The organism is Paenibacillus sp. FJAT-27812, assembly GCF_001273905.1.
Taxonomy (GTDB): Bacteria; Bacillota; Bacilli; order Paenibacillales; family Paenibacillaceae; genus Pristimantibacillus.
The window spans coordinates 923076-944943 of record NZ_LIGH01000001.1 but is presented as its reverse complement, the minus strand read 5'-3'; the positions used below and the strand labels follow the sequence as shown (position 1 = coordinate 944943).

The window sequence follows — 21868 nt, the reverse complement described above, 5'->3', positions numbered from 1 at the left end:
GGATGAGGGTAACAATTGGAAGGAGTTGATCATGTGTCATTTTATCTAAAGCTGCGCACGTACCAAGGCAGAGACGTAGAGGTGGTTCTCTCGAACGGCGAAGTAATTGTAGGTGTTTTGATTAAGGTAGGCTTCTCCTTTGTGGTGGTTCAAGCTTTAAGCATACCCGGATACAGCGGCACGGAGGATGTGCTGATTCGCTCGCGGGTCATTGATTATGTTCGAATATTATAGGCAGGGCTGCACGGATGGCGGGCGAAGACGGGATCTGGTCAAGCGGCTGATGGAAGACAAGCAGGCGATGCCTGTGCTCAGGCAAGGAACGGATTTCTCCCAAGCCGGAAAACGCAGCACAGCCAAGCAGCGCTTATCCGTCATTATTCCTGCTCAGAACGAGGAAGCGGCTATTGGCCGTGTCATTCAAGAGGTAAAGCAGCTGTCGCCTGCTGAAATTATCGTTGTCGTAAACGGAAGCTTCGATCGAACGGAGAAGATCGCTCATGGGCTTGGCGCGTCCATTATTGGATTTCAGGAGCCGCTGGGAACAGATGTCGGCCGGGCAATCGGCGCTTTGGCATCCTCCGGTGAGCAATTATTGTTTGTGGATGGTGATTTTGTTATCCCGTGGAAGGAGCTTGTCCCGTTTGCTGATGCGGTGCTGCATGAATGTGATTTGGCTGTCAATAAGCTGGATCACCATCTTCGCATGCGCATTCCATGGAGTGCCGTAACGACGCTGAAAATAGCGCTAAATATGGCTTTGGGCCGCGTGGAGCTTGCGAATGCATCGCTTGTCCCCGTACCGTTCGCCATGAATAGACGGGTGCTTGAAGCCATTCCCTGGTCCTCGCTGTTGTGCCCGCCGAAGGCATACGCGCTTGCTGTGCTTAGCGGCTTGTCCATCAAGGCCGTGCATAAGGTCGAGGTGGATCGGCTGAACCGCTACAGGCCCCATAAGCACAATAAGCAAGGGGACGACCACTCGCCGGCTGCGATGCAAATTATCGGAGATCATTTTGAAGCTCTGCATGCCATCCATAGCAGAAAGGGGAATGAAGGAGACAAATGGTGCAGAGAGAGCCTGGAAAAGTAAGTATCGTTATAACTAACCATAATCGAGCGGCGTATTTGGCCGAATGTCTGGATAGCTTGCATCGGCAGACTTATGTGAATAAGGAGATTATTATCGTTGACGATGCATCATCCGATCGATCGATTGACGTCGTGAGAGCATGGTGCGAGAAAAATGGGGTAGTCGGCACAGATTCACTTATCCTCGTAAAGCTGCCTAGAAATGCTGGATTTTCTGGAGCTATAACAACGGGCTTCTTCCTTGCCCGCGGGGAGTTTATCGCAGTGCAGGATGCAGATGATTTCTCGCATTCCTCCCGTTTGGAGAAACAAGTGGCTTATTTGCAAAGCGAGCCGGATGTCGCGTTGGTCGGGACGAACTATGCTGCCTTTAAGGATGCGGAGAAAGATCGGCAATATGTGCCGGCTAACTGGCTAAGTTATGGCGAGGAGATCCGCAGCGTTTACCGAAAGGGCGGTCACTGCGTCTGCCATGGAACGATCATGTTTCGCGGCGACGTGTTTGACCGTATCGGAGGGCTTAGCCGGAAAATCGTCGGTGCAGAGGATTACGATTTTATCGTCAAGTTTTTGGAGCATAAGGCCCGCATAGAAAATATGCCTGAAATTTTATATTACTACCGCTTGCATACGAATCAACGCTCGTTAGCCTATTATTCCAAAAAGGAGTGAATGAAATGACAAGCTCGCCGTTATCCGTGTTGATGGCTCTGGACAGTATGGATGCCGGTGGCACGGAAACTCATGTATTAAGCTTGGCAAGGGCATTAATAAGCAGCGGTCAACGAGTGAGCCTAATTTCATCCGAGGGCCTAATGAGACCGCAGTTCGAAGAAGCGGGCTGCGCCGTGTTTTTATACGATTTTCGAGCAGCCAGCTCGCCAGCTTATGCGGATCGATTAGCGAGGCTGGTGGACATGATGCGAAGGCAAAAGATTGACATTGTTCACGTTCATCAGACGCCGTCAGGCCTGCTAGCCGCAAGAGCGGCAGAGCAATTAGCGATCCCGATGGTCTTCACCGCACATGGCACTTATTATCCGCAAGCGACCATAAAGAGCATTCTTGCCTCCTCCAAGGCGGTTATCAGCGTAAGTCCCCCCGTTCAAAAATATATCGAGAAGCTAGGATCCACGTCTGCAATCGTACCGAATGGGATCGATTTGCTCGCGTTTTATCCTACTCCGCAATCGAGCTTGCGCTCTGATCTAGGCATTTCTGAGGATGCAGTCGTTCTGGTCTACGCAAGCCGGCTGGCATGGGGAAAAGCGACGGCTTGCGACACGCTGCTGCGTGCGATGAAGGATCTTCATCGATACGGTTGGGACCGGCTGCAGCTGATCGTCGTAGGAGACGGGCCCAAATTCGAGCCGCTCAAAGAGCTCGCGTCCTTCATAGAGGAGGAGAGCGGTAGCAAGTTCATTCATATGGTAGGCAAGCAGGTACAAATGCGAGAGTACTATAATGCCGCAGACATCGTCGTAGGTACAGGTAGGGTAGCGCTGGAAGCGATGGCTTGCGAGAAGCCTGTGCTTGCTATCGGCAACCACGGCTATTTTGGCTGGGTGGAGCCGGACAATTACGAGCAGGCATGGATGCACTATTTTGGAGACCATGGATCAAACGCTCCTTATTCACGGTATCTTTATTCGAACGACATCGCACAGGGCTGCAGGCGGATAGATGAGCTGCGGGTGCTTGGAAAAGAAGGGAAACGGTGGATTGAGCGTGAGTTTCAGATTGGCCGGGTACTTGAACAGACGATGAATGTGTACCGTGTTGCCTTAGGCAATTCATCTTGAAGGGTGGTAAAGCATGAAACGAATTTTGTATGTGGGCTGGCTTGGATTTAATAACATTGGTGATGAATTGATGTGGCTCTTGTTCCGGGATCTGTGCAGATCCTATCTGCCTGACAAGCATTATGATGTCCTTCCATCGATACCGGGCGTCGATATCCGCAATCCGGGTCCATATGACACGGTTGTGCTGGGCGGCGGCTCGCTCCTCATTCCAGGTTATATTGATGTCGCTTATCAAGCGGTTAAGAAAAATAAGAGGGTGTTAATCTGGGGAAGCGGCCATGACAGGCAGGAATATCCCGCGCTGGGTGCTTCCGGCAAAGTAACAACGAATCTTGCCTACACGGCAGAAAATGAAGCTACAAACGCGAAGCTGGCGGAGCTGGTTCGGAGCTCTGTATTTTGCGGCGTCCGCGGGCCCTTATCCTATCAATTTCTTGAGGATTCCGGCGTTGACATGGAGCATGCGATCATTAGCGGCGATCCAGCCTTTCTGCTTCATCCTCCTTCGCCGCCCAAACGGGGGCAGGAGAGCCGGACGATCGGCGTAAACTGGGGTACCGCTTATAATCGGATTTTTGGCGGCAATGAGGAGAAAGTGGAGCAGCAATTGGCGGAGGCGCTGCGTCAGCTGATTTCCAAGGGCTACCGCATTCATATTTTCCCGGTATGGGGTCCGGATCGGGAGGCTTGCAAGCGATTGTACGCGAAGCTTGGAAACACGGACAAAGTAGAGCTTGATCTTGAGCTCTATCACCATGATGATTTGCTTGAGCGGATGAAATCGTATGCGCTGACGATCAACTTCAAGCTGCATGCCAGTTATTTATCCGCTGCTGCCGGCGTGCCTTTCATAAGCCTTGGCTACCGATTCAAATCCATCGATTTTGGCCTCTCTATCCAGCTTCCTGAATTCGTGCTGTCGACGGGAGACGAGCGGTTAGGGGAGAGCATTCTGGATCGAGTGGGCAGCATTGAGAAGGAATCGGAGGATATCCGCAGAACGATCAGTGCCGAGAAAGAAAAATATCGTTTGCTCCTCGAGAAGCCATTTCGCGAGGGACTGCTTTAACCGCGCTGCCATCCATCCATAAAGAGAAGCTGCCAAAGGGATATGACCTTGGGCAGCTTCTCTTTTTTTCGAATTTTGCCAAATTCAAGTTGACAGTAAAAAATAGTTTATGATATATAAAAGGAAGGATTAGCACTCTACGGATTTGAGTGCTAATATGGAAGAGGTACAAGCTTTTGCCGCCAGAGGCAGGCAGTAGCCGTTATGCTTGAATGACGAATGGAAAGGGGACTTACTCATGTCCAAAACACAGTTTAAAGCAGAATCGAAACGATTGCTGGAAATGATGATTAACTCCATTTATACGCAAAGAGAGATCTTCCTTAGAGAGCTGATCTCTAATGCGAGCGATGCCATCGACAAACTATATTACAAAGCGCTAACCGATGAGAAATTGGTATTCAACAAAGAAGATTATTACGTTAAAGTCGTTGCCGACAAGGAAAACCGGACGCTTACGATTACGGATACAGGTATTGGCATGACGAAGGAAGATCTTGAAAACAATCTTGGCGTCATTGCGAAGAGCGGCTCCTTTGCGTTCAAAAATGAAAATGAGCTGAAGGACGGCCACAATATCATCGGCCAATTCGGCGTCGGTTTCTACTCGGCGTTTATGGTGGCTGACGTAGTTACGGTCGTGACCAAGGCTCTCGGCAGCGACGAGGCTTTCAAATGGGAATCAACGGGTGCGGACGGCTACACGATCGAGCCTTGCGAGAAGGATTCGGTAGGTACGGAAATCGTATTGAACATTAAGGAAAATACCGAGGATGATCAATACGACGAGTATTTGGAGGAGTACCGCCTCAAATCCATTATCAAAAAATATTCCGACTTCATCCGTTATCCGATCAAGATGGATGTGAAGGGACAACGCCCTAAAGCTGACGCGGAAAACGAGTTTGAGGAATACCAAGAAGAGCAAACCGTCAACAGCATGGTGCCGATCTGGCGGAAAAATAAAAACGAGCTTACGCAGGAAGATTACGATCAATTTTATTTCGAAAAACGCTACGGCTTCGATAAGCCGATTAAGCATCTTCATATTAGCGCGGACGGCGCTGTCGTTTATAATGCGATCTTGTACATTCCGGAGAGCACGCCTTTTGATTACTATACGAAGGAATTTGAGAAAGGGCTGGAGCTTTATTCGAATGGCGTGTTGATTATGGATAAATGCTCGGACCTGCTTCCTGATTATTTCAGCTTCGTTAAAGGGATGGTTGATTCGGAGGATCTATCGCTCAACATTTCAAGAGAAATGCTGCAGCATGACCGCCAGCTGAAGCTGATTGCCAAAAACATCAACAGCAAAATCAAAAGCGCCCTGCAGGGCATTTTGAAGGATGATCGCGACAAGTACGAGTCCTTCTACAAAGCGTTCGGCAGACAGCTTAAATTTGGGGTATACAACGATTACGGCGTGAATAAGGACGTGCTTCAGGACTTGCTGCTGTTCCACTCCTCCAAGGAGAAAAAGCTTGTCACGCTGGATGAATACGTATCGAGAATGAGCGAGGACCAGAAATATATTTATTATGCTTCGGGCGAGTCGATTGAAAGAATCGATAGACTGCCGCAAACCGAGATGGTGACGGATAAAGGCTACGAGATTTTGTACTTTACGGATGATATCGATGAATTTGCAATCAAGATGGTCTCGAAGTATAAGGATAAAGAGTTTAAGTCGGTATCGAGCGGCGATCTAGGCATTGAAGCGGATGATAAGGATGAAGAATCGGCCGAAGAGCAGGATTTGAACAAAGAGCTGTTTGAGCAGATGAAAACGATCCTTCAGGATAAAGTGAAGAGCGTAAAAGCTTCAAAACGACTCAAAACCCATCCTGTATGCTTGTCCACTGAGGGCGAAGTAACGATCGAAATGGAAAAAATATTGAAGGCGATGCCGAACAGCCAGGATGTCAAAGCGGACAAGGTGCTCGAAATCAATATTAACCATGACATTTTCCAATCGCTCAAAAACGCCTACAGCAACGATAAAGAGAAGCTGAGCCTCTACACGAGCTTGCTTTATAATCAAGCGCTGCTAATCGAAGGGCTGCCTATTCAAGATCCGGTAGCGTTCACGAATGATATCTGTAAAGTAATGGCTTAATTTCGCGCTACAAAAAACAGCCCGCACCGGCTTATGCCAGTGCGGGTTGTTTGCCGTCATAAAAGCTAAACGTATTTTTGCCGCTTCGTTTGGAGTGATAGAGCGCCTGATCCGCGCAAGCATAGAGCTCATCGGAATCCTGGGCATGCTCCGGTGCAAGCGCAATTCCAATCGAAACCGTCGTGCGGAAATCGTTCACCACATTGATCCCCTTGATTTCAATAGGGCGCTTGAGCTCATGAATAATGTAGCTGGCTGCTTCGAGAGCGATCTGCCTGTCATCGATATGGTTCAAAATTACGGCAAACTCATCGCCGCCAAGGCGCGCGGTTATCGCATCGGGATAAGTCACAGCGGAACGGATCCGTTTGCTGATTTCTTGAAGAAACGAATCTCCCGCATCATGCCCGAGCCGATCGTTGACCATTTTGAAATTATCAAGATCGATAAGAAGCAATGCCGTGTTGCTCTGTTTTTTCTTGTTTTTCTCTATGCTTGATATAAGGGAGTTTTCAAACGCCGCGCGATTGAAGAGGCCTGTCAATAAATCATGGGAGGCCAGGTACATCGGTTTTGCCACAAGCCTCGTTATGATGTAGGAAATGATAAGCGCTATGGCGATTGTCGCTAACAGCTGAAGCAGGAACACATGCCTGTTCTGCTGCAGCTTGGTTTGCAGCTCCTGCTCGTTGTATATGATCTCGATGATGCGCTGATCGGTAAAGCGGGTTATCGCGTTGTCCACTTGAATCGTGTAGGGGACATAGCGATAAGTAACCGGCAAGCCATCCCTCTCGCTTGCGATCTCCTGTACGGTGGAATTTGCGTACGCTTGGCTGAAGACAGGCATATTTTGCTTGGCGACGACGAGCGACTTTCCATCCGCGCCCGTTTTGCCAATCGACTTGCCCGTCGTCGTGAACACGGTGATGTCGTTGATATAGCTGTATTTTTCGATAAGGCTGTTGCTGATTTCGAGAAAATTGAAGCTTTGGAAGATCGGATTATTATCGAGATACAAGCCAAGCTCGATCAAATATTTGTGGTCAGGGGTGGGGATATAGCTGTACTTTCTGATTTTCCCCGTATTCGTTTCCTGATCGAGCCCATCCGCTACGAACGTGTTCTCCTTTAGCCTCTCTTTCAAGAGATGCGAGAAGGAGCCCTCCGCGCCTCCATCGTCAGCGAAGCTTAGACCAACATCCAAAGGGAAGCTGCTGTGCCGAACGGTCATTGTATCGTCAATGATGTAAATGTCCATTCCATCGAGCTGCCCTTTGAGCGCTTGGTAGTCCCAGGATGCAACATCCGGATTTTCATAGTATTTTTGCAGCAAACGGTGGGAGTAGGCTCTCATCTTATTCTCGATGTCCCTATCTGAAATGAGAAATGCTTTGTCTGCTGCCGAGACCGCGGTGACGACGGTATCTTCGACTAAAGCGGATTCGCGTTTATAACCGGCGATCAAGTTATCCTTTAAACGATGCTGGTTGACCAGCGATACGCTGAAGGTCAGCAAAATGGTGAAGACACCCATAATGGTCATGAGCTTAGCGTTGAAACTAAATTGCACGGCAATACCTCCTCTACGATATTCATGCATTGCCCAGTGATGCTCTCGAATGAGCCGTTAGGTCTATTTACCTACGTTATATATCGGCTGGCTTAATCGTTAAGTTAATTGCTTTTTTTGGAAGTGAATACAAAAAAGCGAGGCGCTGTGCCGCGCCTCGCTTCTTATGGTTCATTGCTGCTATTCCGCATTGTAGTTTTTCTGATATTGCCGCGGCGTAAGTCCGGTCCACTTCTTGAAGGTTGAGCTGAAGTGGCGCTCCTCCTGGTAGCCGACCAGCTTGGAGACGGCATAAATTTTGTAGCTTTGGCGAAGCAGCTCCTTGGAGCGCTCCACACGGTATTGGTGCAGGTAATCGAGGAAGTTTACGCCAAGCTCTTGCTTGAACAGGGAGCTGAGGTAAGAATTGCTCACGAACGTCTCCTTGGCGGCCAGCTCCAGCGTAAGATTTGAATTGTACCGCTGCTTAATAAGCTCAATGGTCGCGTGTACGGTGCGGTGGAGCGACTTTTGATTCGATACGGCCTCGACGATGCTCTGGACGATCTTTTGCAGGACGACGGAGCAGTCATCCAGCGTCTCCATATTAGGAATTTTCTCAATCCAGTTGACGAAGCTGTCCTGCCATTCAATCGAAGCTACTTTGCGCTCTTGCGCAAACTTTTGCAGCTCGAGGATGAGGCTTGTCGCGTATAATTGAACCTCGGCTTTCGAATAACCCGAATTGTTGCGAATATGGGACATGCCTGCCTCGATCGCATCAACCGCCTGCTCATACTGCTCATTTTGCAGAGAGACGAGCAGTTCCTTTCCGATACGGTGCAGCAAGGCATCGTCCAATATGGACGCTTTGGCTGACTGCTGCTTATCCGTGCATGTGTAGAAGAAGATGCCGCCCCGGCCTTGATAGAACCTGCCCTGCATCGCTTCCATCGCCTCTTGGTAGCCGATATGCGCATATTCGACCGAGGCATTGACCGAGCTGATCGATATGCTGATGGAAAGCTTCAGATAAGCTTCCAGATTGTACTGCAGCTCCTTCATCGCGCGCTCAATCGCATCATGCGTCGTATCGGCCGGATAGTTGCCGATCCACAGCATCTCGTCGCCATGCCGGAATACTTCAAGCTTGCCGGCATAAAGCGGGCGGAGCGTCTCTCCTGTAATGTTCAGCAGCGCATAACGAATGAGCTCTAGATCTCTTTTGGAGGAAGCGGCGTTAGGTCCCGTGCTGGAATCGATTCGGATGATGCCGACCTGAATCGATCCTTGCACGAGCGTCATTTCTACCTCTCGGATGACGTTGTAACGATTTTCGAGCGGCATGAGCGGCTGCTGAATCCACTGGGACAAAATTTGATTTTTGAGCAAATGGATGTTGCGGTTCCAGCTGCGGCTCAGCTCGTTGACCGCTTTATCCTCATTTTCCGATTCTTCGATCTTTTGCTTGAGATCGAGGATCACGCGAACGATATCATGCGGCATGCACGGCTTAAGAAGATAGTCCGACACGCCAAGCTTGATGGCCTCCTTCGCGTATTCGAATTCGTTGTAGCCTGTCAGAAGCACGGAACGAAACTCATGTCCGGCCGCCTTGGCCGCGCGGATCAGGTCGAGCCCGTTCAAGTGGGGCATGCGGATATCAGTCAGCAGCAGATCGGGCGGATCATTGTTGATCATCTCCAAAGCTTGCCTGCCATTCTCGGCTTCGCCTGCAATCTCGATGCCGTAGAGCTTCCAGTCGACAAGTGTCAGGATGCCTTCGCGGAAGGACTGCTCATCCTCTGCAACGATCATTTTAAGCGCCATTTCCATTGCCCCCTTGTTTGATTCGTAATTGCACTCTAGTACCCAAGCCTTCTCTGCTCACAATCTCGAATTCCGCCTGCTCATAAAATAGAGCGAGCCTTTCTTTAATATTGGACAATGCCATCCCGGAGTGGGGCGCATTCATTTGCAAGTTTTTCATTGGCTCTTGTGCCGGCGCTTGGTTCAAACGCTGCACCTGTTCATCCGGCATGCCCAGCCCGTTATCCGCGACCTCCAAAATGATCCGCGAATTCTCCGTATAAGCTTTGACGTGAATATGTCCATTGCCGCCAGAGGGCTCGATCGCATGAATAATGGCGTTCTCGACGAGCGGCTGAAGCAGCAGCTTCGGCATGCGGAAATGCTGGATGGACGGCTCCATGTCGATTTCAAAATTAAAGCGGGTCGTGAACCGTTTCTTTTGCAAAAACAAGTAGTTTCGCACCAGCTCCATCTCATGCTCCAGCTCGACGAAGTCGTTGCCGCTGTTAAGGCTTAAACGAAACACCTGCGAGAGTGAAATAACCATTTCGGAAATCTCCTTGTCTCCCTTTTGCATGGCACTCCAGTTGATCATATTCAGCGTATTGTACAGAAAATGAGGATTAATTTGCGATTGCAGCGCCTTAAGCTCCGCTTCCTTCTGCTTCAGCCGCGAGGCGTAGACATCGTCGATCAACGTCTTGATCCGTCCGACCATCGTGTTGTACAAATGTCCGAGCCTGCCGATCTCATCATTGCCGTTAAAATGGACACGCTGCGTAAAATCACCGGTCTGAAGCGCTTTCATAGAAAACATGAGCTTTTTCATCGGATTCGTAATAATGCGGGCGATGACCCATGAGACAAGGATGGTGATCAGCGTCACGACAGCCATGATCGAGAATGTGACGGAGCCGATATGCTTTAGTTCTAGCACCAGCTTGCTGCGATCCTGAATGACGACGGAATGCCAGCCGGTAATGTCCGATACGGAATCCGAGACGATATATTGTTTCTTCTGCTTCAGTAGCTCGAGGCCGTGATCCGGATGAATATTGTCTACATTCGTCTGGTCAAATACGGGAAGCAGGGTGACCGGCTTGCCGATCCACTGCATGTCGGTTGCGGCGAGCACGATGCCTTGGTCATTCATAATAAACTGCGTGGCATCCCCGTTGTCATGATACAGCGTCTTGCTTAGCTTATCCGCGTCCATCCCAATGATCAGAAGGCCGTTGCGCGCATAATTGTAAAAGCTTTTGTAGGGCTTAATCAGGACGATCTTATGATGGTAATCGCCAGGCAAAATATAATCCGACGGATAGAACATATCCCAAATTTGTCCGTTCTCTGTTTTGGCTAGCCTTTCATAGTAACGGGTTTTGGTAAATCCATCTAAGCTAATTGCGCTTGCGATGCCTGTTTGCGTAATGACAAACGGCTGGCCGGATTCATGCTCCTTCGAGGTCGGGTAGAGGATGAGCGACTGGATCGATTCCCCGGTAACCATCAGCGGCAGCAAATTTTTGAATACCTGGTCGCGGCGCTGGGGCGTATCGCCATTCATCACCATGCCTTGCACGGTCGGATTCAGAAATAAGTAATTGGAGAAGCTTAGCGTGCTTTTGGCAAAATAGTCCAGCTGGTCCTTCGTCTTGATCGCCATGTTCAGCTGAGACTGGCGCAGCTTATCGACGACCTCGCCTGAGGCGATGTAGTACGAATACAGACCCGTAACACCTACGGTAACGATAAGAAGCGGAATGACTAACGTAAGCAATTTGCGCTGCAGCGTAATATGTCGAAATGGAGGGAAAAGAGCTCTCATCATTTTCACCTGTAGTCATTCAAATTTGTGATTTCAGTATACCAAGAAATAATTGGAGGAAGTGGTTTTTTGCTTATGATCCAAAAAATGAGGCATCTATTCTAAATTTTGGGTCATATTTTGGCATGGGAGTTCCAAGTTATAATGGGGGCAGAACAGGAAATACCTGGTCAAACAAATAAAGGTGGGGTAGCGATGAAAAAAATATGGATCACGCTCGTGGCGATGCTTATGGTGTTTACGGTAACGGCATGCGGCTCCGGCAATAACGGAGCAAACGGAAATAAGAGCACGAATGCGCCGAGCCCTAGCAACGAAGCGAAGGAAACAGAGGCTCCGGTTGAGGGCAAAACAGCAGAGCCGGTAACGCTTAAGTTTTTTACGGCGCTCGCGGACCGCTCTAACGGAGCAGGCAAAATCGAGCAAGCGATCATCGATAGCTACATGGCTGAAAACCCGAACGTGAAAATTGAAGTCGAGGCGCTTCAGGATGAGCCGTACAAAGCCAAAATCAAAGTATACGCTTCAACCGATGCGGTGCCTGACATTATTCAATCATGGGGCCAGACCTCTTTCATCAAGCCGCTTATCGACAACAATATGCTGCTTGAGCTGAATGCATCAGAATTTGCGGACAGCAATTTTGTTCCAGGCGCGACAGACGGCTTCTCCCAAGACGGCAAGCTGTACGGCTTGCCGCGCGGAACGGATTTCCTCGTTATCTACTATAACAAGAAGCTATTTGACGACAACGGCTTGAAAGTGCCGACAACGACGGCAGAATTGCTGGAGGTTTCGAAGCAGCTAAGAGCCAAAAAGATTAACCCGATCGCTACAAACGCAATGGAAGGCTGGTCGCTGCCAATCTGGTTCGAATATGCGGCACAGCGCCATACAGGCGATTTCAACAAAATGGATGCGGTTCTAAAGGGCGAAGGCAAATTCTCCGGCGATGCTGATTTCTTGGCAGCGGCGCAGGACATTGCGGCGCTGGCAGAAAATAAAGGACTCGCAGACGGCTTCCTGACAGCGGATTACGGCACATCCCGCAATCTGTTCGGCCAAGGCCAAGCGGCCATGTACGTGATGGGCAACTGGGAAGCGGGACTTGCAACGGACGAGAACTTCCCTGAAGAGTTCCGCAACAACGTAGGCGCGATCTCGTATCCGGCTTCCGATAAAGGCAAGGCAACGGACGTAGCGGCTTGGTATGGCGGCGGATACTCCGTATCGAAAAACTCGAAAAACCCAGAAGCAGCGGTAGCATTCCTGAAATACTTCTTTGCACCGGACAATTGGGCGAAGCAAGTATGGCAAAACGGCTCCGGCACGCCGGCTCAGAAGTTTGACCAGTTCTTGACTGGCAACGAAACGGCGCTTCAAAAGCAGCTGGTTGATATTTTCAGCGCAATGACATCTTCCAGCGGTACGCCAGTTCATGACAATGGCACGGATGAGTTTAAGACAAAAGTAATGGAAGCACACCAGAAGCTGTTCGGCAAACAAATTACGCCGGAGCAGTTCCTGACGGAAATGGATGCAGCAGTCGCTGTTCTGAAATAACAAGATTAACCTGGTAGCGGCGGGATGGCCAAATGATATTGGCTGTCCCGGCCTTCTACGAAAGAGAGAGCGGGGAGAACCATGCACAAACTGATGAGCAATCGGCTCACCATCTTCTGGCTAGTCGCACCTGGCTTTATGCTGTTTCTCTTCATGGTTTGCTTTCCGATTATCATGAGCGGTTACTATGGTACGACGAATTGGACGGGAATTGGCGCATACGAGTTCGTTGGGCTGGACAATTATATTAAAATCTTATTTCATGACGGCGTTTTTTGGCGGTCATTGCGCAACGCGCTGCTGCTGCTTGCAGCAACGCTTCTGATTCAGCATCCCCTTGCATTATTGTTTGCGATATTCGTCACGCATGCAGGAAAGCTAGAGAAATGGTTCCGGGCCATCTTTTTTATACCGGCCGTTATTTCGATCGTTGTTACCTCAAAAATGTGGGTAAGCGTATTTCATCCGAATTTCGGGATGTTAAATAAATTGCTTGAAGGCGTAGGCTTAAGCGCTTGGAAGCAGGACTGGCTCGGAGATCCGCAAATCGCCATTTGGTGCGTCATTGTCGTCGTCATGTGGCAAGGGTTCGGCTATGCGCTGCTGCTTTATTATGCCGGGCTGCAAGGCATACCGAAGGATCTATTCGAAGCCGCTGAGCTGGATGGCGCAGGCAGAGTGAATTTGTATACAAGAGTTATCATTCCGCTGCTCTCTCCTATGGTTCGGGTTGCGGTCGTCATTGCCGTCACCGCCTGCTTGAAGCAGATGGAAACGGTGTTTCTCATGACGAACGGAGGACCAGCCAATACGACGCAATTCATCGGCAACTACTTGTACAAAACAGCGTTTTCCTCCTCGCTTTACGGCTATGGAAACGCGATATCCGTTGTGTTCGTCATTATTTGTCTTATTATTACGCTTGCGATGAATAAGGCGTTCAAGAAGGATGTCGGCGAGTTCTAACGTAGGCAGATGCGTATGCATTTTTTGGTTATACGAATTTTTAGGAGGCATGCTTGTGGGAGCCGTTACAGCTAAGACCAATCGGGAAGCGGTAGGCATTAAGAAAAAGGATGCCGCATCGCCCGCAATAAAGGTTATTCTTCATCTCATCTTATGGAGCGTGGCGCTGCTTCAAATTTTTCCGCTCATTTGGCTGATCAATTATTCGTTTCTGAAGAGCGGAGATTTTTTTGGAAGCGGCATTTTAAAATGGCCTAAATCGTTTGAATGGAATAACTACGTGAATGCATTCACATACGGGAGCGTTCCGCGCTTCTTGCTCAACAGCGTGTTTATTACGACCGTGACGATTCTGGTAGCGGCCTTCCTCGCGCTAATGCTGAGCTACGCGTTCACTCGAATGGAGTGGAAGCTGCGGGGGCCGGCGATGGCTTTCATCATGCTTGGCATGATCGTACCGATTCACGCGACGCTGCTGCCGAACTTCATTTTGTTCGACAAGCTGAATCTCATCGATAATCCTTTGTCGCTCATTCTACCGTACATTGCTTTTTCGTTGCCGATCAGCCTGCTTATTATTTCGGGCTTTCTGGAGACGATCCCGAGGAGCATCGAGGAATCGGCGGTGATGGACGGCTGCTCCGTCTTTGGCGTTATTTTCCGCATTATCATGCCCATTACGAAGCCTGCTATCGCAACGGTATGCATTATGAACTTCATCAGCTGGTGGAATGAATTCATTATGGCGAATACGTTTCTAACGTCCGAGACGTTCAAGACGCTGCCATTTTCCATTATGAAATTCACCGGGCAATATTCATCCAATTATGGCGCCCAGTTTGCGGTCATGACGATTATTGCTTTGCCGACCGTCATCATTTATTTGTTGTTTACGGAGCAAATGTCGCGCGGCATAACAGCCGGAGCGGTGAAGGGCTAAGCCAGAATAGGGGAGGCGAAGGTAGCGTGCAAACACCTGTTACAGCAAATACAGCGGTAAGCAGCCCTCGCAGACAAAGACCGCTTTGGCGGCGGTTTTTGTCGCAATGGCAAGTACAGCTGATGATTTTTCCGGCATTGGTTTTTATCCTCGTATTTAATTACTTTCCGATGTACGGCGTGCTGATGGCCTTTCAGGACTACAGCTTGTTTAAAGGCTTTTTTGGCAGCCCATGGGCAGGGTTTAAGCATTTCGAAATGTTTTTTAACTCGCCTGACTTCTTCCGGGTAATAAAGAACACCATTGTAATCAGTCTATTGAAGCTGGTTATCAACTTCCCGGCTCCGATTTTGCTTGCGCTCATGCTTAATGAAGTTAGAAACATGGCGTTCAAAAAAGTGATTCAAACGATCAGCTATTTGCCCCATTTTTTATCGTGGGTAATCGTGTCAGGCTTTACGATCTCGATCCTCTCCGTCGATAACGGAAGCTTGAACATCCTGCTGCAGTCGCTTGGGCTCATCGACAAGCCGATTAATTTTCTGTCGCTGCCCCAGTACTTCTGGGGAATAATCGTGACGACGAATTTGTGGAAGGAAATCGGCTTTGCGACGATCGTTTATTTGGCGGCGATTGCAGGCGTGAATCCGAGCTTGTATGAGGCGGCGTCGATTGACGGGGCAAGCAAGTTCAAACAGATTTTTTTGATAACGCTTCCTTCGATTACGCCGGTCATTATTATTTTTCTAATACTGAACATCGGCAGCTTGTTGAATGCTGGTTTCGACGATTTGCTCCTGCTTGGCAAAAGCGCGATGCTCCGCGATGTGGCGGAGGTCATCGATACGTATGCGTACCGGATAGGGATCATTAACAACCGGTTCTCGTATGCGGCGGCGGTTGGCTTGTTCAAAGCGATTATTAGCGTTGGTTTGCTGACGATGGCGAACTATCTGTCTAGAAGAGCAGGTACAAGCCTATGGTAAAGCGGACCCGAATGGCAGCTTATATGCAGAAAAGTGGTGAAGCCTAGTGAAGCTGAGCAGCGGCGACAAAGTATTGCAAACGTTCATTTATATCTTCCTAGTGCTGCTAGGGCTGGCTACTCTATATCCGTTCTGGAACTCTGCCGTCATTTCCTTTAATGAGGGGTTGGATACGGCGAAGGGCGGGATAACGGTATGGCCAAGAGTGTTTACGCTTGATAATTACAGCATCGTATTCCAAAATGACCGCATCGTGGACGCCTTTCTCATTTCGGTTGCGCGTACCATTGCCGGAACTGCGATATCGATTTTCTTCACCGCTATTTTCGCTTACGGCTTGTCCGTCAAAGGCGTTATCGGGAAGAAATTTTATATGGTTTTTGCGATTATTACGATGTATTTCAGCGGCGGGCTCATCCCCTTCTACCTGCTAAACCGCGAGCTTGGCCTGATGGATACGTTCTGGGTCATGGTCATTCCGACCGCGGTCAGCGTATGGAATATGATCATATTCCGCACCTTCTTCATGGGCTTGCCCGATGGGCTGGAGGAATCGGCGAAAATGGATGGCGCAAGCACGTTTGGCATCTTTTTCAAAATTGTGCTTCCTTTATCAGGCCCTGTATTGGCTACGCTTTCATTGTTTACGGCGGTTTACCATTGGAACGATTGGTTTACGGCCACGATCTTCATTAACGACGCGAAGCTGTATCCGATTCAGACATTCCTGCAGCAAATTATGAACTCGAACACGATGAGCGAGCAGCTGTCGATCGCTTCGCAAGGCAGCGGCGCCGCTACGGATGCCTTAAGCCGGATGCAGAGCGTCACGAGCAAGTCGCTCACGATGGCCACGATGATGGTAGCCACGATTCCAATCGTATTGGTATATCCGTTCGTTCAACGTTTTTTCGTAAAAGGCGTCATGATCGGCTCCTTAAAGGAGTAAAGCTGGTATTCGGCCAAATAGCTTCGGCGAGTGGTTTGAGTATATATATTAAAAAATGGGAGGCGTACGAATATGAAAGGAAAAAAGCTGCTAACCACGCTTATGACCGTCGGTCTTGCCGGTTCTGTGCTGCTCGCGGGTTGCTCCGGCAATAATGGCGGAAACACCGGAAATACGGGCAAAGCAGGCAATTCAGGCAACACAGGCTCTAATAAAGCAGAAACGAGCAAAGGGTTTGTTTTGGGGGAAACGCCGGTATCATTTTCTTATTATGTACATTATGACTGGTGGACCACGGAGCCATGGGGCGCGAACCCGAACAGCAAATGGGTACAGGATAATTTGAAGGTTACGGTTAATCCGATTCAATCCGGCGGAGCGGCAGCGCAGAAGCTGAGCACGATGATCGCCTCCAAAGAGCTTCCCGACGCAATTATGATGGACCGCGGTCCAGAAGTAGAACGGCTAAGATCAGCGGGAGCGCTCGTTCCCCTTGACGAATATATCGATAAGTATCCCAATTTGAAAAAATGGGCGGGCGAAGAGACATTGAACATGCTTCGCTCCAGCGACGGCAAAATCTATCAATTCCCGAACTGGTATACGGCTGCGCCTACAGGCAACGGCGGCTGGTTTGTGAATAAGAAGATTTATGCGGAGCTTGGCTCTCCTAAGCTTGAAACGACTGATGATTTGTACGCTTACTTGCAGCAGGTAAAATCCAAATATCCTGACGTTGTGCCTTTAGAGGTTGGCGGCAACGCTTCCGGCGTTGAAGTCATGTTCCCTAGCTTCCAAGAGGGCGCAGCCGGCGCATTCCACGCGATGAAGGCATTCCCGAATGGCGATAAGTTCGATACGATCTATAACAATGAAGCTTGGAAGGAAACGATGCTTTATGCAAGCAAGCTGTTTAGAGAAGGCTTGATGACGCAGGATGCGATGACGCAAAAGGACGATCAGGTAAAAGAGAAGCTGGCAACTGGCAGGGTCGCTGTATTCGTGGGCGGCAATGCAACGAACATGGGCCGCGAAGGCCATAACGCGTTAAAAGCACAGGATCCAAATGCCGGTTATGAGTTTATTTGGCCGGTAGCGAAGGCTGGCTTGGATAAAAACAAAGTGTATCCGAATGGTTATAATGCGCTTGGCTGGAACGTTAACGTCATTACGACAAGCGCCAAAAACCCGGAAGCGATTTTCGCTTACTTGGATTGGATGACAGGCGAGGAAGGCACGCGCATTATGTTCTTCGGACCGCAAGGCTTGTATTGGGATGATTTTGACGCAGACGGAGCGCCAATTCCGAACGACAAATGGTTCAGCACTACGCAAGAGGTGAAGGACAAGGATAAACTGGAAGCATACGTATGGGCAGGAAACGCTACGTTTGTTGATACGAGCAAGCAGAAGATCGAGCAAACGCTGCCGGAGGACCAACGCAACTGGGGTGCTTTGGCACAGCTGAACATCGCTTGGAAAACATCGCAAAACATGACGCAGTACAACAATATCGACCCGGCTCCTGAGACGGATGAAGGGATTATCAACCAACAGGTTACGGAGATCGCTAACGAATACTTCGGCAAAATCCTGTTCGCGAAGAGCGACGCTGAGGTGCTTAGCCTGATCGACGAAGCGAAGAAAACGACAACAAGCCTCGGCTTCGACAAAGTCAACGAGTTCCGCACAGCAAGATGGAAAGAGAACTTAGCTTTGATTAACGGCAAATAATTAGTCTAAGCGATAGTGCAAAAGGGCTGCTCCGCCGGTAGATTTATCTGCCTGGCGGGCGTCCTTTTTTTGGGGAGGTGGAAGCTTTCTTCTTAGAGCGGTTTAAAAAGTGGGGAAACCACCCAATATCCGTGAATATTTTTAAACATGCCGCATGTTATAGCTCTTTCGAGTCATGTCTATCTCCACTTCTTTGAGCGAAAATGATAGATAGGGAATTGAGCTCAAGGAAGCGAGGAGAATGATTTGGAAGAACAATTGGATAAGAAGAAATCATTTTGGTTATTTGTTGCTTGGGCGGCGGCTGTGCTGGCAACGGCAGGCAGCTTGTATTTGAGCGAGGTCATGCATTTTGCGCCGTGCAGCCTCTGCTGGTTTCAGCGCATCTTTATGTACCCGCTGGCGATTCTGCTTGGAATAGCCTATTCGAAAAGCGATACAGGGATTGTTTCGTATGCTTTGCCGCTTGTTGTGATCGGAGGGGGCTTCTCGCTCTACCATACGGTGCTTCAGAAGCTGCCGCATGACTCCCCGCTTGCAGCATGCGGTCCGGTCTCCTGCCAAGGCGATTATTTGAACTGGTTTGGGTTCATTACGATTCCGATGCTGGCGCTTGCTGCGTTTATTATGATTTTGACGGCGCTGCTTCGCCTGCGCAAGCTTAACCGTTCATAAGAAGTAGACAAGCGCGGCTCTCCGTGATATATAGATTGGAGCAAGCAAAACGGGGAGGAACGACAAGTGCAATTACCGCTAACAGGCGTAGGCGCCGCCGAGGAGCACGCAAGGCTGCTGTTGGACAGCTACCGGCGTTGGACAGGCAAGGAGCTGCTGGATATAGAGCCCGGCAAGAGCATTAGGGAGCAGTTGTTTCATGCAACAACCGTTATTTTATCGCATGGCACGGAAGCTGATCCCGTTCTAAACTATGGGAATCAGAAAGGGCTTGGGCTGTGGGAGATGGAGTGGGAGACGTTCACGAGCACGCCCTCGAGATTGACGGCAGAGCCGATGGAGCGTGCGGAGCGGGACCGCTTCTTTGAGGCAGTAACCGCTAATGGCTACGTAGACAATTACACGGGCATTCGAATTTCAAGCACAGGCCGAAGGTTTTATATCGTGAACGCGACGGTTTGGAATTTGGCGGACGAGAGCGGAGGCTATCTGGGACAAGCGGCTGCATTCTCGGAGTATCGCTATCTATAGAAGGAATGGGCTTTGGAAGGGCTGCTCTTCGTAGAATGATCTACTGAGAGCAGCCCTTTTTTTTGCCGTGCGCAGCTGTTGGCTTCCTTATATGCAAGTTAGGTATAATGAAAAAAAAGATTGGCAAAAAGAAGCAGCGGAGGGGTAAATATGCCGATACATATCGGACTGGCAGGCTGGGGCGATCATGATCGGCTGTATGTCCCAAGCGCAAAAGCAGGCAGCAAGCTGCGGCAATATGCGAAGCATTTTCCGGTTGTGGAGGTGGACAGCACCTTTTACGCCATTCAATCGAGGGAGCGCTTTGGCAAATGGCTGGAGGATACGCCGGATACGCTTCATTTTCTCGTTAAGGCGTATCAAGGAATGACTGGACATCAGCGAGGACCGTCGGTGCCCGCGGCGGAAACCAATGAAATGTATGCGGCGTTCCGGGACATGCTTGAGCCTGTTATCGCGGCTGGCCGATTAACGGCGGCGCTATTTCAATATCCGCCTTGGTTTGACTGCACGCAGGCAAATGTTCGGATCTTGAGAGAGACGAAGGAGCGAATGAAGGGAATCCCGTGCGCACTGGAGTTTCGGCATCAGAGCTGGTTCACGGAGGAGTTTCGCGAGAAGACGCTAGCGTTCATGGAACGGGAGCAGTGGATGCACAGCGTTTGCGACGAGCCGCAGGCAGGAGCAGGCTCCGTGCCAACCGTGCTTAGGGCAACGGATGCGCTTTCCACGATCGTAAGGTTTCACGGACGGAATGTGTCCGGGTGGACGCAAGCCAGTGCGCCGAATTGGCGCGAGGTGCGCTATTTGTACCGATATAGCGATGAGGAGCTGTTGGACTGGGTTGGAAAGCTGCGGCTGCTGGAGCAGCAGAGCGAGCATATACACGTCATTTTCAACAACAACTCCGGTGGGGATGCGGCAGACAATGCGAAGCGGCTCATGGAGATGCTGGGGCTTGCCCGCCCGGATGGCGGGGAGCCGAACGAACCGCCGCCGCCCGTCGTCGAGCAGTTGGATTTATTTTAGCGGAATGATAGCCGTTTGAAGTCCGGATAAGTTGTGTACATATTCATCTATACATCAATTGGCATTGTGGTAAAATGAAAAGAAATCCTAGGCAGGTGGAATATGGAAATAGCTCTTCTGGCAAAAGAAATTTATAAGACGGCACATTTGACCGGTACTTTTAAGCTAAGATCAGGGAAAGAATCGAATGACTATTTTGACAAATATTTGTTTGAGTCGAATCCGATATTGCTAAATTTAATTGCGGAGTATTTATCAAAGTTGGTTCCCCTAGGAACAGAAGTGTTGGCGGGCCTTGAAATGGGCGGTATTCCGATCGCGACGGCCGTGTCGCTTAAAACGGGAATCCCCGTCGCGTTCGTCAGAAAAAAAGCCAAAGAGTACGGCACTTGCAAGCTCGCAGAGGGCATTGATATTCAAGGTAAAAACGTTTGTATCATTGAGGATGTCGTCACGACTGGCGGCCAAATTCTATTAAGCGCCAACGATTTGAAAGATTACGGAGCGATAGTTAAAAATGTCGTATGCGTCATCGAACGGGAGCAGCAGGGAAGAGAGAATCTGGAAGACGCGGGGTTGTCCTTGTATTCCTTGTTTAAGATGGACGAGCTTATCGAATCGTAATATAAATTTGACCTAATACGCAAAAAGTGAGCCTTAGAAGCGATTCTAAGGCTTTTTTGCGTATAGGGTGCATGTGCGAGTAGCGGTTAAACGGGTTTAGCGGGAAATTCGGTTTGACCCCTTAATTTTGGAGTTTTAATTGGAATTCAATAGTCGGTTCTTACGCTTGCACTTTATTTCGAGTAAATGCTCCAGAATTCAAAAMCCGGTTACAGTTTRATCACCATCGGCTGTATTTGGTTTTGTCGCCAAGCTTGAAAGAAGCATGTCGGTGATAGCATAAAAATACTACGATGCAAACGTMGGTTGTTATAAAAGTCTAAGTATCGGTCTATCGCTTCGTAGGCATCTGCAAACGTTTCAAACTCATTTTTTTGCAAAAGATCTCGCTCTAACTGGCTATGATAGGATTCAATGTAAGCATTCATATTCGGCGATTTTGGCGGGATCCTCTCGTGATGAATATGGAACTCCTCGCAGGCATCACCAAACACGTTAYTGATATACTGTGGGCCGTTATCCGTTCGGATGATAGGTCCTTTTCCATCTTTCTTAGGATCAAGCTTGCGTGTCTTCAGTGCCTCCTTAAGAGCT

At 49.3% G+C, this 21868-nt stretch carries 20 protein-coding genes; 16 read left to right on the top strand and 4 right to left on the bottom strand.

Going from position 1 to position 21868, the window contains the following annotated elements; all coding sequences use genetic code 11:
- Window positions 1-33 precede the first annotated feature (33 nt).
- From ADU23_RS04045 to htpG, 6 genes are all read left to right on the top strand, one after another.
- Window positions 34-234 carry a hypothetical protein gene (locus ADU23_RS04045; protein WP_157265592.1) on the top strand — a complete coding sequence of 67 codons (201 nt, stop codon included), beginning with the start codon at window positions 34-36 and terminating at the stop codon, window positions 232-234.
- Window positions 218-1093, top strand: a complete 876-nt coding sequence (locus ADU23_RS04040; protein WP_053372576.1) for a glycosyltransferase family 2 protein — start codon at window positions 218-220, stop codon at window positions 1091-1093. The genes ADU23_RS04045 and ADU23_RS04040 overlap by 17 nt, the downstream gene beginning before the upstream one ends.
- Complete coding sequence (locus ADU23_RS04035) at window positions 1066-1764, top strand: glycosyltransferase family 2 protein (protein ID WP_053372575.1); 699 nt, start codon at window positions 1066-1068, stop codon at window positions 1762-1764. Before ADU23_RS04040 ends, ADU23_RS04035 begins: the two co-directional genes overlap by 28 nt.
- Window positions 1765-1769: 5 nt before the next feature.
- A complete protein-coding gene (locus ADU23_RS04030) occupies window positions 1770-2894 on the top strand; it encodes a glycosyltransferase (protein ID WP_053372574.1) in 1125 nt (374 codons plus the stop codon).
- Window positions 2895-2907: 13 nt separating this feature from the next.
- Entirely contained in the window at window positions 2908-3966 is a 1059-nt protein-coding gene (locus ADU23_RS04025; protein ID WP_053372573.1) for a polysaccharide pyruvyl transferase family protein, read from the top strand.
- A gap of 238 nt (window positions 3967-4204) precedes the next feature.
- The gene (htpG, locus tag ADU23_RS04020; protein WP_053372572.1) at window positions 4205-6085 is read left to right on the top strand and encodes a molecular chaperone HtpG; all 1881 of its coding nucleotides are present in this window, start codon (window positions 4205-4207) and stop codon (window positions 6083-6085) included.
- Between the two features lie 31 nt (window positions 6086-6116).
- On the opposite strand, the gene ADU23_RS04015 is transcribed toward htpG, so the two are convergent.
- The 3 genes from ADU23_RS04015 to ADU23_RS04005 form a co-directional block, all read right to left on the bottom strand.
- Entirely contained in the window at window positions 6117-7658 is a 1542-nt protein-coding gene (locus ADU23_RS04015) for a GGDEF domain-containing protein (RefSeq protein ID WP_053372571.1), read from the bottom strand.
- Between the two features lie 180 nt (window positions 7659-7838).
- Window positions 7839-9467: a response regulator transcription factor gene (locus tag ADU23_RS04010; RefSeq protein WP_053372570.1), complete on the bottom strand. Its 1629-nt coding sequence runs from the start codon at window positions 9465-9467 to the stop codon at window positions 7839-7841.
- Window positions 9457-11277 (bottom strand): cache domain-containing sensor histidine kinase, encoded by a 1821-nt coding sequence (locus ADU23_RS04005; RefSeq protein ID WP_053372569.1) that lies wholly within the window; start codon window positions 11275-11277, stop codon window positions 9457-9459. The genes ADU23_RS04010 and ADU23_RS04005 overlap by 11 nt, the downstream gene beginning before the upstream one ends.
- Window positions 11278-11472: 195 nt before the next feature.
- Between ADU23_RS04005 and ADU23_RS04000 the strand changes: the two genes are divergently transcribed.
- From ADU23_RS04000 to pyrE, 10 genes are all read left to right on the top strand, one after another.
- The gene (locus ADU23_RS04000) at window positions 11473-12840 is read left to right on the top strand and encodes an ABC transporter substrate-binding protein (RefSeq protein WP_053372568.1); all 1368 of its coding nucleotides are present in this window, start codon (window positions 11473-11475) and stop codon (window positions 12838-12840) included.
- A gap of 81 nt (window positions 12841-12921) precedes the next feature.
- Window positions 12922-13806 (top strand): carbohydrate ABC transporter permease, encoded by an 885-nt coding sequence (locus ADU23_RS03995; protein WP_053372567.1) that lies wholly within the window; start codon window positions 12922-12924, stop codon window positions 13804-13806.
- A gap of 55 nt (window positions 13807-13861) precedes the next feature.
- The gene (locus ADU23_RS03990; RefSeq protein ID WP_231637306.1) at window positions 13862-14746 is read left to right on the top strand and encodes a carbohydrate ABC transporter permease; all 885 of its coding nucleotides are present in this window, start codon (window positions 13862-13864) and stop codon (window positions 14744-14746) included.
- Between the two features lie 122 nt (window positions 14747-14868).
- On the top strand, window positions 14869-15732 hold the full coding sequence (locus tag ADU23_RS03985; protein ID WP_082198273.1) for an ABC transporter permease: 864 nt from the start codon (window positions 14869-14871) through the stop codon (window positions 15730-15732).
- Between the two features lie 46 nt (window positions 15733-15778).
- Window positions 15779-16681 (top strand): carbohydrate ABC transporter permease, encoded by a 903-nt coding sequence (locus ADU23_RS03980; protein ID WP_053372565.1) that lies wholly within the window; start codon window positions 15779-15781, stop codon window positions 16679-16681.
- A gap of 72 nt (window positions 16682-16753) precedes the next feature.
- Window positions 16754-18415, top strand: coding sequence for an extracellular solute-binding protein (locus ADU23_RS03975; RefSeq protein ID WP_053372564.1), 1662 nt, complete (start codon window positions 16754-16756; stop codon window positions 18413-18415).
- A 246-nt stretch (window positions 18416-18661) separates the two neighbouring features.
- Entirely contained in the window at window positions 18662-19090 is a 429-nt protein-coding gene (locus tag ADU23_RS03970; protein ID WP_231637305.1) for a disulfide oxidoreductase, read from the top strand.
- 66 nt (window positions 19091-19156) lie between these two features.
- On the top strand, window positions 19157-19621 hold the full coding sequence (locus ADU23_RS03965) for an MEKHLA domain-containing protein (RefSeq protein WP_053372563.1): 465 nt from the start codon (window positions 19157-19159) through the stop codon (window positions 19619-19621).
- 150 nt (window positions 19622-19771) lie between these two features.
- The gene (locus tag ADU23_RS03960) at window positions 19772-20650 is read left to right on the top strand and encodes a DUF72 domain-containing protein (RefSeq protein WP_053372562.1); all 879 of its coding nucleotides are present in this window, start codon (window positions 19772-19774) and stop codon (window positions 20648-20650) included.
- A gap of 102 nt (window positions 20651-20752) precedes the next feature.
- Window positions 20753-21274 (top strand): orotate phosphoribosyltransferase, encoded by a 522-nt coding sequence (gene pyrE, locus ADU23_RS03955; protein ID WP_053372561.1) that lies wholly within the window; start codon window positions 20753-20755, stop codon window positions 21272-21274.
- A 209-nt stretch (window positions 21275-21483) separates the two neighbouring features.
- Here pyrE and ADU23_RS31925 read toward each other — a convergent pair.
- The coding region (locus ADU23_RS31925; protein ID WP_197286031.1) for an integrase core domain-containing protein at window positions 21484-21868 on the bottom strand (385 nt) is incomplete at its 5' end.